Annotated in this window: 10 protein-coding genes, 1 tRNA gene and 1 pseudogene; 5 read left to right on the top strand and 7 right to left on the bottom strand. The window is 70.5% G+C overall.

The window, feature by feature from the left end; all coding sequences use genetic code 11:
- The first annotated feature begins 407 nt into the window (after positions 1–407).
- Entirely contained in the window at positions 408–1,718 is a 1,311-nt protein-coding gene (locus ACZ7HQ_RS00705) for a right-handed parallel beta-helix repeat-containing protein (protein WP_470982880.1), read from the top strand.
- A gap of 473 nt (positions 1,719–2,191) precedes the next feature.
- On the opposite strand, the pseudogene ACZ7HQ_RS00700 reads toward ACZ7HQ_RS00705, so the two are convergent.
- Positions 2,192–2,419, bottom strand: a pseudogene (locus tag ACZ7HQ_RS00700) (transposase); the annotation flags it as partial.
- Between the two features lie 67 nt (positions 2,420–2,486).
- Here ACZ7HQ_RS00700 and ACZ7HQ_RS00695 point away from each other — a divergent pair.
- Positions 2,487–2,711: a hypothetical protein gene (locus tag ACZ7HQ_RS00695; protein ID WP_470982878.1), complete on the top strand. Its 225-nt coding sequence runs from the start codon at positions 2,487–2,489 to the stop codon at positions 2,709–2,711.
- Between the two features lie 58 nt (positions 2,712–2,769).
- On the opposite strand, the gene ACZ7HQ_RS00690 is transcribed toward ACZ7HQ_RS00695, so the two are convergent.
- From ACZ7HQ_RS00690 to ACZ7HQ_RS00675, 4 genes are all read right to left on the bottom strand, one after another.
- Positions 2,770–4,176 carry a Cys-Gln thioester bond-forming surface protein gene (locus tag ACZ7HQ_RS00690; RefSeq protein WP_470982876.1) on the bottom strand — a complete coding sequence of 469 codons (1,407 nt, stop codon included), beginning with the start codon at positions 4,174–4,176 and terminating at the stop codon, positions 2,770–2,772.
- 276 nt (positions 4,177–4,452) lie between these two features.
- Positions 4,453–4,932 carry a single-stranded DNA-binding protein gene (locus ACZ7HQ_RS00685; RefSeq protein WP_470982873.1) on the bottom strand — a complete coding sequence of 160 codons (480 nt, stop codon included), beginning with the start codon at positions 4,930–4,932 and terminating at the stop codon, positions 4,453–4,455.
- Positions 4,933–5,322: 390 nt separating this feature from the next.
- The gene (locus tag ACZ7HQ_RS00680) at positions 5,323–7,572 is read right to left on the bottom strand and encodes a YfjP family GTPase (protein ID WP_470985128.1); all 2,250 of its coding nucleotides are present in this window, start codon (positions 7,570–7,572) and stop codon (positions 5,323–5,325) included.
- 405 nt (positions 7,573–7,977) lie between these two features.
- A complete protein-coding gene (locus ACZ7HQ_RS00675; RefSeq protein ID WP_470982871.1) occupies positions 7,978–9,588 on the bottom strand; it encodes a dynamin family protein in 1,611 nt (536 codons plus the stop codon).
- A gap of 320 nt (positions 9,589–9,908) precedes the next feature.
- Between ACZ7HQ_RS00675 and ACZ7HQ_RS00670 the strand changes: the two genes are divergently transcribed.
- A tRNA-Arg gene (locus ACZ7HQ_RS00670) sits at positions 9,909–9,981 on the top strand.
- Positions 9,982–10,119: 138 nt separating this feature from the next.
- Here the strand turns inward: ACZ7HQ_RS00670 and ACZ7HQ_RS00665 are convergent.
- Positions 10,120–10,392 (bottom strand): hypothetical protein, encoded by a 273-nt coding sequence (locus ACZ7HQ_RS00665; RefSeq protein ID WP_470982868.1) that lies wholly within the window; start codon positions 10,390–10,392, stop codon positions 10,120–10,122.
- A gap of 72 nt (positions 10,393–10,464) precedes the next feature.
- The gene (locus ACZ7HQ_RS00660) at positions 10,465–11,235 is read right to left on the bottom strand and encodes a hypothetical protein (RefSeq protein WP_470982866.1); all 771 of its coding nucleotides are present in this window, start codon (positions 11,233–11,235) and stop codon (positions 10,465–10,467) included.
- A 505-nt stretch (positions 11,236–11,740) separates the two neighbouring features.
- On the opposite strand from ACZ7HQ_RS00660, the gene ACZ7HQ_RS00655 reads away from it, so the two are divergent.
- Positions 11,741–12,214: a hypothetical protein gene (locus ACZ7HQ_RS00655; protein WP_470982863.1), complete on the top strand. Its 474-nt coding sequence runs from the start codon at positions 11,741–11,743 to the stop codon at positions 12,212–12,214.
- Between the two features lie 269 nt (positions 12,215–12,483).
- On the top strand, positions 12,484–12,783 hold the full coding sequence (locus ACZ7HQ_RS00650) for a hypothetical protein (RefSeq protein WP_470982860.1): 300 nt from the start codon (positions 12,484–12,486) through the stop codon (positions 12,781–12,783).
- The last annotated feature ends 140 nt before the right edge of the window (positions 12,784–12,923 follow it).

Below are 12,923 nucleotides of genomic sequence, written 5' to 3'. Positions count from 1 at the left end.
GTGCCGGCACGACCTCTGCGGATGGTCCTGTCTGAACAGCAGTGAACCTCGCTGAATGAGACGGAAACTGAGGCGGCCTGGCACACTCGATCTGCCCCTGTCTACACCGCCTCGTTCAGAAGGGCGGCGGGTTGTGCTCTCCAGCCTCTCTCAGTGTGATCGCGCAGACACTCCGCTGAGCGCCGCCCTTGACCCCTCCGGATGAAAAATACGTCCGGTTTGAGAGATCGACGTCACACGGCCGAAGGAAAGGCGTCGTTCTTAACGTCCGTTGCGATGCGCGGTGGAGTCCGTCTTTTCTGCGTCACGAGACGGTCTGCCTGGCAGTGCCGGCCCCTGCCGTGCTCGCTTGTTCCTGGTATCGCAGCCACTCTCCGCGCTACTACTGAACGAGAGAAGGAAGACGCATGATTCGACAGCTTGGCCGATTACTCGCTCTCATACTCATAGCCGCCGGGCTCACGGGTTCTGGGGGAATAGCACAAGCAGGTGCGGCCAAGGGGCCAGTACGTACCGCGATCACCATGCCGGCAGGGCCTCCCAAGCAGCTCACCGTGCGCAAAGGGAAGGTCGTCAAAACCGGCATAGACGTTGAGAACGTCCGGGACTGTGGTGCCGTCGGTGACGGCATCACAGATGACACCAACGCCTTCAAGTGCGCTATCGCGCAGTCGACCGCCCGGAAGGCTCCGGTCTATGTCCCGTATGGAACCTACAAGATCACCGATACCCTGACGCTGACAAAGCAGCTGATGTTCGGACAGCCCAACGGCAGCTACACCTCCGACTGGGATTCGCTCCCCACCATCCTCGCGACAAACCCCTCACGCAGCGCGATCAGCCTCCTAGAGGGTGGCGCAGTGAGCGGGTTGGTATTCGACTACGCGCAGGACGAGGGCTCCGCCAAACCGACTCAGTACGCCACGACCATCCTCCTGAACGGGGTGGGAACACGAGTGAGCGACGTGAAGATCGCGCACACGTGGATCGGAATCCAGTCGGCTTCCGACAACACGGGGCGTGCGGTCATCCAGGATGTGTTCATCTCGCGGGTCGCCAAACTGGGCATTCAACTCGACACGGGATGGGACGTCACGACGATCTCGAATGTGGAGGTCTGGACGCCAGACAAAACCTACCAGGGGACCTTCTGGCATAACGGCGGAATCGGCATCATACTCAACCATCTCGACGCATTCCACATGAGTGGTGTCTTCGTCTTCGGTGCAGACTGGGGAGTTCTTCTGCAAGGGACCGACAAAGGAAGCACCTGGGGCACGATCGACGGACTTACGACAGATTTCTGCAACGTCGGTATCGTCAGCAAAGACAAAACCCTTGTGACCATCACCAACACAACCAACCAGAGCCACGTAACCGCCCTCTGGATCGACGGGGACAGTTGGATCAACGTGTCAGGCGGCCACTTCCGAGCTAACGGCTCGTCAGCAGTCGAAATCCGCAGTGCATACTATGTGACGATTTCGAGCTCCGAACTGCAGAGCATTGCGGGGGCCGGACTCCATGTCAATGGCGGCTCCAAGGTCACCATCACAGGCAACGACATCTCAGCCGCCGCACTCGGCGTACGACTTGACGGCACCGGCGTGATCAATTTCTCGAACAACACCATTGTGTCGAACACGCACGCCGCCGCCTTCCAAAACTACGCGACCAACCCATTCAATCAATTCAACGGGAATGTCATCTACCCCTGATAGGCCGGGGAGGGGCCACATCCTGTCTGGGCGAGCACAGCCCTCTAGTCCAGACAGGACGTTCATCTTCATCTGGCTGGGTAGATACCTCACCAGACGGCGCAGCTCTCGGGGCCCAGAAACCTCAGGTGCCGTCCTTGGGTTGAGAACGGCACCCCGTGCAGTGCTCGCGTCAGGCTGCCCCTAGCTGCGAACTACGGGCGGGGCGGTCGTTGAGGTTTCCCTCCCGTGCTGTACCGCTGGCTCAGGACGTCGCCCCCTGCACGACGTACATACGCCCTGATGGGGTGCGGACCACTACCGGGAACGTCATCAGCCCGCCCGGGCCCAAGGCGCCCACTGCCATGCGGACTCGGATGCGAGGGCCGTTGAGCAGATACAGAGCCAACTGCCAGGTCGGATTACCGATGCCAATGCACAGAGCGACGATGCTGAGGACGAAGCCGGCTACCTTCATTCTCTAACTGATCATTTCAGAATGAGGTTCGGAGTTGCCTCAAGCAGATGATGCTGCAGGCGAGTTGGAGCAGTCCGAGGTGGACGTCGGCTCGTATCTCGTAGCGGATCCGCAGGCGTTTGAACTGGTGGAGCCAGGCGAAGGTTCGCTCGACGACCCACCTGGTCTTGCCCAGGCCGGATCCGTGGGCGGTGCCCTTGCGGGCGATCTTGGGCGTGATGCCGCGAGCGCGGAGGAGCCGTCGTGTCGACGGTGGCTTGTCAGGTGCTGTGGTGGTTGAGTGCTGATCAGCGCCGGGCAACGATGAGCCCATGAACCATGGTTTACGTCGCATCGGTGGACTGGTGGTCATGATGGCGGGCATCGCGCTGGCCGCCTGGGTGGCCTTCGGGGCGCCGCACTCCTGGCACGGCGCGAAGGTCCTGGGGCGTGTGGCGCTCGGTCTCGGGGCTCTGGGGATGATCAGCGGCGGGCCGAAGCTGATCTTTCCCGGCGCTGCGCGCGGTGGGGCCGCCGGCCGGGACGGCGGGGCGTGAGGCCGGGTGGGATCGGTCGCCGCGGGCAGGTCGCGGCGCGGTGGCCCCGCGTGTCGCCTCAGTCGCCCGGCTGCTCGCGCTTGCGCAGCACCACCAGTACCGCCCCGCCGATCACCACGAAGCCGATGGCCACGCCCGCGATCAGTGGGGTGATCGCGGAGCCGCCTGTCGCGGCGAGGTCGGTGTCGGGGGCCGTGGTGCCGCCGCCGACCGACGCGGGGCTCGGCTCGTTGGGGACCTTGGCCGTCTGTGTCGTGATCGTGCCCTGCGTCTTGCAGTCGAGGACGCCTGTGAAGCGTCGGCTGAAGCCGTGCGGCCCGGTGATCGTGAAGTCGTAGGCCTGGTCCTCCTGGAGCGGGACGGTCACCGTGCGGGAGGTGCCCGCGGGGATGGTGTGCTCGGCGCCCATCAGCTCGAAGGTGAAGGGCTGGTCGCCCTTGTTGGCCGCGACGATGTCCACGCCGCCCTGGGCGCAGTTCTTACGGGCCGACAGCTGCGGTATGGCGCCCTCGGCCGCCCAGGTGGCGGTCGCGGTCGCGGAGACCGTGGACTCGCTGGAGCCGGCCAGGATCTGGGTCTGGCTGTGGCTGTCGGAGGCGAAGGCACGGCCCACGGGCACGGTGGTCGACGCCTGTACGGTCAGCTGGGCCGTGCCGGCGGACGTGTCCCCGGGGACGTCGAAGTACAGCCGGCTGCCGTCCTGCGCGGAGGTGATCTCCTTGCCGGTCCTGTCGGTGATCCGCACCCCGCTGGTGGCCGCGTCCGCCGGCGGACTCACCGCGACCGTGCCCGCGTTGGTGTGCACGGTCACCGGTCCGAGCAGGTCGCCCGGCCGGCCGGAGACCGCGGGCGGGTCCAGGGTGAGCGAGGCCTGCGGTTCATCGAGGGCGCGGGCGCTCTTCTGCAGGTAGTCGGCGAGCTTCTCGGCCTGCGGGTCGACGGCGTCGACCCGCGCGCCGTCGGAGTAACGCCAGATCGCCACCTGGGTGCCGGCCGCCGCGTCCTGCTCGGTCAGGGTGCCGGCGCCCGCCTGGCGGGCGAGCGCGGCGAGGTCGTTGACCTGGGGGTAGGAGTGCCGCAGGATCCAGCTGATCTTGCTGGCGTCCTTGTTGGCGCCCAGCGAGGTGCCGCTCCAGGGTGTCTCCTGGTAGTGGGCGTCGCGCTGGGTGGGGTTGTGGAGGTCGACGCAGTACGTCTGCAGGGTGCCGCCGCCGTCGACGGACATCTCGAACAGGCCGGCCTCCACGCGCTGGTCGCCGCCGTCCTCGTGGATCACTGCCTCGCCGTAGGTCTTCAGGCCGTTGATCGTGGCCGTCGCCCCGCCCTGGGTCTGCGGTGTCCCGTCGGCCGCGGCCGTACCGGCGCCGGACAGCGCGCCGGCCGCCACGAGACCGGACACCGTCGCGGCGGCGGCCAGGCGGGCCGTTCCGGCGGAACGGCGGAACCCAGAGAACGCAGCAAGCACAGAATTCCCCTTCGAGCAGGACCCGTTGGACGTGGGGGACGGTCCCACCAGCAGAATCGGCAGCCCCTAGGGGCACGCCCGGCATCCTATGGATCAGGCGGAGCCTCTCCCGCCGGTCGGATGATCCGATGGGCGATCCGATCCGTAATCGTTATCGCCGGGACCGTCCATGAGCTGGGCATATCGACAAATCCACCCGTTCGTACGGGGAGTTCGGCGATCCGGAAGGCGGCGGTGACCGGGGGGTGGTCACCGAACCGGCCTCAGGCACTGACGTCATGTCACCGCCGCCGGCTCCGGAGCCTGTTGCACCGTGACCTCGTCCGGTGCGGCAGCGGGCGGGGGTGGTGTCTCCCAGTTCGGCTCGGGCCGGTTCGCCGGCGCGGGTACCTCCGGTTTGGCCGCCCGCTGGAAGACGGCCGTACCGCGGGAGAGGTCGTGCCCGACCGCCACGGCGTCGATGTCGGCGGAGGTCCACTGCTGTTGCGGGTCTCGCGCCTCCGTGCGCACCTTCAGCCGGCCCTGGACGACGACCGGCTGGCCGACCTCCACGCACGCGGCCACGTTGACCGCGAGCTGGCGGTTGGCCCACACCGTGAAGAAGTTGGTGTGCCCGTCCGTCCAGGCGCTCTTCTCCCGGTCCCAGTACCGCGCGGTCACCGCGAGCCGGAACCGGGCCGACGGGCCCGTCGCCACCTCCCGGTACACCGGCTCGGTTGCCACGTTGCCCACCACGCAGACGATCGTCTCGTTCATGTCCTCGCTCCCCTCCCCGCCCGGCCCGTCACGGCCGGGCGGACACGCGTACGGGCCCGTCCCGTACGGCTGCGTCTGGCGCACCGGCACGTACGACCGTCGTACGTGCTCGCGCGTCCCGTCGATCGCGTGCGCCGTCCGCCGTCCCTCCGGCCGGACCCGCCGTGCGATCGCCGCGACCCCAGACTGCCTCCGCCGGGCCGGGCCCGCTGAGCGCTGTGGACGCTCCCTGACCTGTGGAAAACCCCGCCACCCGCACGAGTGACACGCCTCCCCCGCCACCGCCTTCACCCGAGGTGGCGGCACCAGGTCTTCGGCCTGCCCTTCTCCCCGGTCCTCCCTCCGCCCTTTTCCCGCCGGCCCTCCCCCGCCCTCTTCCGCCCGCCTCCTTCAGCTCACCCTCACTCCCGCCCCGGTCCGCACGACCCGCCCGTACTGCTCCCGCACCTCCCGATAGCGCAGCAGTTCCGCCGCCACCGGATCGAGCACCCTGGCCCGGCCGCAGCCGGCGGCGGCTTCCCGCAGGCGCCGTTCCGCCTCCTGGCCGTAGCGCCGGGCCGGTCCTCTGGCCGCCATCCGGCAGCCCCACTCCACCAGCGGCCCGCCGATGATCCCGCACAGCATCAGCAGCACCGGGACGCCGAGGTTCGGCGCCATGACGCCGGCGATCTGGCCCGCCAGCCACACGCCGCCCACGATCTGCAGCAGGGTCATGGCCGCCTGCACCAGCACCGCCGCCGGCCACCAGCCCGGCCGCGGCGGGCGGCCCGGCGGCAGTCCGGCCCGCCCGGCCAGCTCGTCCAGCGCCTCCGACAGCCCCTGTGATCCACGTACGGCCGCCTCGCGCACCGCCTGCGCCCACGGCCCTGGCAGCCCGGCGGAGGCGCGGTCGGCCACCGTACGGACCGCCTGCTCCACCCGCTGCCGTGCGGTGGCCTCCTCGTCGGCCTGCGGGCGCACCGCGTGGCGGCCCGTCGTGGAGTCGCCGCGCCCCTGGTACCAGCGCCACAGCCGCAGCCAGGGCGTACCGCAGGCGCGGTTGGCGTTGCGCAGCCAGGCACGTTCGGCGGCCTCGCCCGCCGCGGTGGCGCCCACCGCGTCCGCGAGCCGTGCCGCGAACTCCTCGCGCGCCTCCTCGCTGAGGCCGACGCGCCGTTCGGCGGCGTAGACGGGGCGGAGTTCGGTCGCGGCGGCGTCCACGTCGGCGGCGACCCGGCGGGCCGCCGCGCCGCGCTCCGCGACGAACTGGCCGAGCGCGTCGCGCAGTTCGCCGACGCCCTCGCCGGTCAGCGCGGACAGCGCGAGCACGGTCGCGCCCGGTTCGCCGTGCTCGCCGAGCGCGACGCCGTCCTCGTCCAGCAGCCGCCGCAGGTCGTCCAGGACCTGGTCGGCGGCCTCCCCGGGCAGCCGGTCGACCTGGTTGAGGACGACGAACATGACCTCGGCGTGGCCGGACAGGGGCCGCAGATAGCGCTCGTGCAGGACGGCGTCGGCGTACTTCTCGGGGTCGACCACCCAGATCACCGCGTCGACCAGTTTCAGGATCCGGTCGACCTGTTCGCGGTGCTGTACGGCGGCGGAGTCGTGGTCGGGCAGGTCCACCAGGACCAGCCCGCGCAGCTCCGCCTCGGTCTCCGGGTTGTGCACGGGGCGGCGGCGCAGCCGGCCCGGGATGCCCAGCCGGTCGATCAGGCCCGCCGCGCCGTCGCTCCAGCTGCAGGCGATGGGGGCGGCCGTTGTCGGGCGCCGTACGCCGGTCTCCGAGATGGCCACCCCGGCGAGGGCGTTGAACAGCTGCGACTTGCCGCTGCCGGTGGCGCCCGCGATGGCGATGACGGTGTGCCGGCCGGAGAGCTTGCGGCGGGCGGCCGCCTCGTCGAGGACACGTCCGGCCTCGGCGAGGGTGTGCTTGTCCAGCCGGGTGCGGGAGAGGCCGACGAGCTCGCGCAGGGCGTCGAGCCGGGAGCGCAGCGGGCCGTCGTACGCCAGCGGGACGGGGGGGCTGCCGCCCAGGATCCGGCCGGTGGTCTCGCGTTCGGTGGCGAGCGCGGCGGCGCCGTCCTCCGTGACCCGCCGGGCGATCAGCCCGTCGTCCCACGTCTCCGAGGAGTCGGCGCCGGTGTCGGCGGCGGTGTCGGTACCGCCGGTACTGCCGTCGGCGCCGGTACCGGAGTCCGCACCGGTGTCGTGTCTGCGCCGGGGGGCCGCCTCGTCGCTGGGACCGGGCTGCCGGGGGGTGCGGTGCGCGGGGCGGGAGCGCTGACCGCTTCCCGCGTCCGCGCCCTTGCGAAGGGCCGGCCTGTCCCGCCCCGCCCCCTGATCCGCCACGCCCCCGTCAGCCCCCTGGCCAAGGACAGACCTCCCCCGACCGACCCCCTGATCCGCCGCGCCCCCGTCAGCGCCCCGACCAGTGACGGACCTGTCCCGAACGGCCCCCTGATCCGCCTTCCCCGCCCCGGCACCCTGGCCAGACCTGCCCCGCCCCGCCCCCTGATCCGCCGCGCCCCCCTCAGCGTCCCGACCAGCGACGGACCTGTCCCGGCCCGCCCCCTGGCCCGCCGCGCGTGCGTCCCGGTCACCGGTCGGTTCCGTCGGCACCCGGCGGTTGTGCGGCTCGGGGCCGGTGTCCTCCCCCGTCACGCGTGCGTGCCCCCCGCGCTCCGAGTCCTCGCGCTCGCCCTCGGCCCGGGCGTGGCTCGCCCCCTGGTCGTCGGCCTGGGCCCGGCCCGTGCTCGCTCCCCGGTCGTCGGCCTCGGCCCTGTTCTCGCCCGTGTCCGCGGCCGCCCCCGAGGCGGCCGGTACGGAGTCGCTGCCCGCGTTCTCGGTCCGCTCCTCGGGGGCGGTGGAGGCACCGCCCGTGGTCCCGTCCCCCGGCGCGGGGCCGGCGTCGCCGGGAACTTCCGGGCTCGGGTTCGGCAGCTCGCCGACCAGGTCGCCACGCTCCATTGGTTTCATGACCTCGGCATTCATGTGACCGCTGCGCTCGGTGCGCGCCATGGGGTCGGTGTGCTCCAGGTGGTCCTGATCAGTGGCGGCCGTCACCGGTCACCTCTCCTTCTGCAGTACGGACAGCGCGGCGATGAGCTCGGCCTGGGGCCCGGGGTTGACGCCGAGGGCGTCCAGCGGGGCGAGGCGCCGCTCGCGTTCGGTGTGCATGACCCGTTCGACGTACTCGGCCAGCAGGCGCCCCGCCCGGTCGCGCAGCCGCAGCGCGCCATGGGCGCCGAGCTTGTCGGCGAGCCCCTCGCCCACGTTGCGCGTCCGGCGGCCGCCCAGCAGCGAGGTGGCCACGACGGCGGCGACGACCTCGGGATCGGGTGCGGAGGTGCGCTCCAGGACCCGCACCTCGTCCTCGGCGTACTCCTCCAGTTCGCGCCGCCAGCGCCGTACGGCGAGGCCGATGCGGTGCTCGGCGCTCTCCGAGGAGTGGTCGCGGCCGGCGAGGCCCGGGGCGTTCGCCGCGGGTTCGTGCCGCCAGGCCTCGCCGACCCGTTCGTCGGCGGCGGTGACGGAGCACAGCAGCAGGGCGCCCAGGCTCTCCACGAGCGCGTCGAGGAGTTCCCCGGGGGTGCAGTCCAGGGGGAAGGCCCGCCAGCGCTTGAGCGCGTCCCCGGCGAGTACGGCGCCGGCCTGCAGTCGGCCGCGCACGCGCGCCTGCTCGGTGTCGTAGGCGGTGTCCACGGCGGCGGTGAGCCGAAGGGCGGCCGCGTACTGGGCGGCGGCGGCGCTGGCCAGCTCGGGCATCCGTGACTTGAACGAGTCGAGGAGGCCGTGGACCGTCCGGGCGATCACCTGCTGCCGGGCCGCGGGGTCCTGGGCATGGTGCACGAGCCAGGTCCGCAGGGGGGCGACGGCGCTGGCGGGCAGCAGTCCTGCACCCCAGGCGGACTCGGGCAGTTCGGGCACGGTGAAGCGGGGTACGTCGCCGAGCCCGGCCTTGGTGAGCAGGGCGCCGTACTGCCGGGAGACCTCGGAGACGACCTGGTGGGGCACCCGGTCCAGCACGGTGACGAGGGTGGCGTCGTACTCCTTGGCGGTGCGCAGCAGGTGCCAGGGGATGGCGTCGGCGTAGCGGGTCGCCGTCGTGACCATGATCCAGACATCGGCGGCGCAGATCAGCTCCGCGGCCAGGACACGGTTGTCGGCGATCAGCGAGTCGATGTCGGGGGCGTCGAGGAGGGCTAGCCCGCGCGGGATGGTTTCGGTCGTCTCGATGCGCAGCACGCGCGTGGGGGTCTCGCGGTCGGGCAGCAGCAGCTCCTCGACCGGGTCCTGCTGGTGCGCCCACACGCGCGTGAGCTCGGGGAGTACGCGCATGCCACTGAACCAGTGATGATCGTCGGGGTGGCAGACGAGGACCGGTGTCCGGGTCGTCGGCCGCAGTACGCCCGCCTCGCTCACGCGCCGTCCGACGAGCGAGTTCACGAGCGTCGACTTGCCGGCGCCGGTGGATCCGCCCACGACGGCCAGCAACGGCGCCTCGGGCTCACGCAGGCGGGGTACGAGGTAGTCGTCGAGCTGCGCGAGGAGTTCGTCGCGGTTGGCACGCGCGCGTGCGGCCCCGGCCAGGGGCAGCGGAAAGCGTGTGGCGGCGACACTGTCGCGCAGAGCGGAGAGTGTGTCGAGCAGCTGAGGCCGTACGTCCAAGGTCACCACATGCGAAGAATGCCCAATTTTAGGGGAATTCTGAAGCATATAGACATGTCTGCGCGCCGGGAGGACAGAACGGACGGAAGGAACCATTGGGACACGGGCGCAGTCGAGGCATAACGAGTGCACAACACCCGGTGCGTCGGAGGCCAAAAGCGATGCACGAATCGCACCTGCCTGCGATTATCAGGACCGCTTCACCGAACCTCCACATCGAGCCACGGAGGCGAAGCGACAGGGTCAGGGAACCGGGAGCTCTATCCTTGTCCCCGGGCAACGTCAGGGATCAGCCCCCCGGGGCACCCGGCACGAGGCCACCACACCAGGCCCCCGTAGCTCAGTGGATAGAGCAGGCGCCTTCTAAGCGCTTGGCCGCAGGTTCGAGTCCTGCCGGGGGCGCACATCCTGGCCCTCCCTCCGGGAGGGAGTTTTCTCGCCGTCCGGGGCGCCGTCCAGGGCGGTACGACCGCACACAGAAGAGCGCCGGACCCTCCCCGGTGTTCACGGGGAGGGTCCGGCGCTGTTCGGCGCGGCCCGTCAGAGCGCCCGGCTGTTGCAGCCCATGTCCGAGCCGAGGTGGCTCTCCTGCGCGCCCGGGTTGCCCTCGCCGTTCAGCAGGTTGCCCGCCAGGCCGTTGACGGCGCCGACACTGCCGAGCACATCGATGTTCATGTCGTGCGAGCGGCACTCGATGCCCTGCGTGATGTCGAGGTCGTGGCCCGGCTCGTGTGCGGAGGCCGGGTTGACGCCGAAGGTGCCGACGCTGCCGAGGACGGCGCCCACGAGGACGGCCTTGTGAAACGTGCGCATTGCTTCTCCGATGGTCTGGCGGATGCGATCTGCAGCAGATCGAGTGGGGGGTGGCGGAGCGCGGCTGGGCGGTCAGCCGAGGCGGGGAAGACCCAGCTGGCCGACGGGGGGCGCGGCGACCTGCCCGAGGCCGAGCCCGGGGACCTCCGGCGCGCCGGCCCCTGACACCAGCGGGTTGACGAGCGGGTTCACCTGGGGGTTCACCTGCGGGTTCACCTGGGGGGCGACACGCGGCGGGGCCTCCGTCGCGCCGAAGGTCTGGGGCACGGAGACCTGCGGGGCGACCCGCGGCATGACCTCCGGCGCGGACTGCGGGCTGACCTGGGGCATGACCTGCGCCGCCGGCTGCTGCGGGGCAACGGCCTGCTGCGGGCCGTACGGCGAGTTGGAGGCCTGCGCGGCGCCGAGCGACGTGGCCACCGCGGAGGCGTAACCGGTCTGCTGCGGCGGCGCCGGGGGCGCGGGCGGGGGCGGCATCACCGGCGGGGCGTACGGCTGCGGGGCGGCGACCTGGGCGACACCCCGCGAGTTGGCCGTCGCCTGCGCCTGCGGACCGCTCGGCGGGGGCGGCGCGTACTGCGGGGGTGCGTACTGGGGAGCCGCGTACTGCGGTGGCGCGTACTGAGGAGGTGCGTACTGGGGAACGGCGTACTGCGGTGGCGCGTACTGAGGAGCCGCGTACTGGGGAGCCGCGTACTGCGGTGCGGGGTACTCGGGAGCCGGCGCTGGGGCGGCACCACCGCCGTATCCGACGGGAGTGTCGGCATGGCTGACGCCGGCGCCGATGGCGGACAAGCCGCCGGCCGCCGCTACGACGAGCGCGGCCTTGTGAATCTTGCGCATGGAACCCTCGGCCCTTCAATACCTGAACAGGGAAATCCGTTGTATTCAGTGCGGCGTGCGCTCAGCCTGGTATTCGTATGGTCGTACTGCGCCGTTACGGGGGTAACTTCCGGGCTGCGCACGGACTTACGCCGGAGCTGACAGCGAACTCCCTTTACCCCTCCGTGATCCATGATCGCTGCCCTCTCCCAGCTGGCAACGACATTTCCCCCGCCCCGGTCACGGGACCGGGAACTCCGTCACCCATTTGCCATTGACGGACGGACGCGCCGGTTCAGGATCGCAGGGGTCCTCCGGACACCGTACCGAGGCACGCACAGGCCTGGGGCAAATGGGTGACCGGCGCCCGACACCCGTATCCGGCTCGGCACTTGCTTCGTTCCCCACGAGGACAGAGCGATGGTCCATCGCAGCCGCCCAGGGCAGCAAGAACAGCAACAGCTGCATTGAGACATCAGCATTTCGACACGTTCCGTGCACAGGTCAATGAAGGGCCGAGGGTTCCATGCGCAAGCTTCACCAAGTCGCGCTCGTCGTCGCAGCAGCCGGGGGTCTGTCCGCCGTCGGCGCCGGCCCCAGCTCCGCTGCGGCTCCCGCGTACAACGGCTACAACGGCGCTGCGCCGCCCCCCGTTTCGCAGCTGGACGCCCAGGCCGCCTCGGCAACCTCCGCCCAGGCCAGCACGCAGACCTACGGGACCCCCCAGCAGGCCCCGCAGCGCGGTGCCGAGGTCACCCCGCAGGTCAACCCGACGCTGAGCCCGTCGATCAGCCCGCAGATCAGCCCGCAGGCCACGCCGGGCCAGGGTTCATCGGCCCTGCAGAGCAACCTGTTCCACCCGTCCCAGGAGTGCAGCCCGCAGTCGCTGCTCAACGCGGCCGTGCCGGTCGCCGTGCTCGCCGCCTCCGAAACCCACGGCATCGACTGCGGCCAGTCCAACATGCAGTCGAACGCCCTCGCCAACGCGACCGCGCACTAGGGACTTTCACCCCTCGGACCTGCTGCGCGCGGCAGGGCGGGCGGCCCCCGGGGGCCCCGGACAACCGAACACCCAAGCCCAGCACGGGCCCTTCGGGCATCGCCACGGAGGGCCCGTTCGCATGCACTGCGGCTTTCGGGTGCTTTTGCCCAGAGATCATGAAGTCGGCGCGTCGCTGTCCGTTTTGAGATATTTCTGATTAACCTCCCGTAACTGTAAGAAGTCGATCTGTCACAGATCGCAACACACTTCACTCCACCGGAGATGACATGCACAAGCTTCGCAAGGCTGCCGTCCTCGTCGCCGCAATCGGCAGCATCGCGCTCGTGGGCGGCACCGCCCACGCCGGCCAGGGCGGCTACGGAGGCAAGGGCGGTGAGCGCGGCGGCGACAAGTTCAGCGTCCTGCAGAGCTCCAACTGCAAGTCCCACGACCTGAACCTCGACGTCCTCGGTGAGGTCGGCATCCTCAACGGCCTCCTGGGCAACGGCCTCAACGGCGAGGGCGACCCGGGTGCCCAGTCGACCCACATCGGCTCGACCATGGGCTGCAACAACAGCGCCTTCTGAGCGCACCGTCGCGTAGGCGACTAATCGGGAAATAGTCCCGGGGGCGAGGCCCCGGGGGCGGGGGGGGGGGTTTTTTTTTTGTTTGTTTTTTCTCCTTTTTGCGGAGACGACCCGCCGATCCACCGCACCCCCTACCTTTC

The sequence above is a fragment of the Streptomyces sp. NPDC037290 genome (assembly GCF_055603245.1).
The sequence above is the reverse complement of the archived record's forward strand: the minus strand, read 5'-3'. Positions and strand labels throughout refer to the sequence as shown.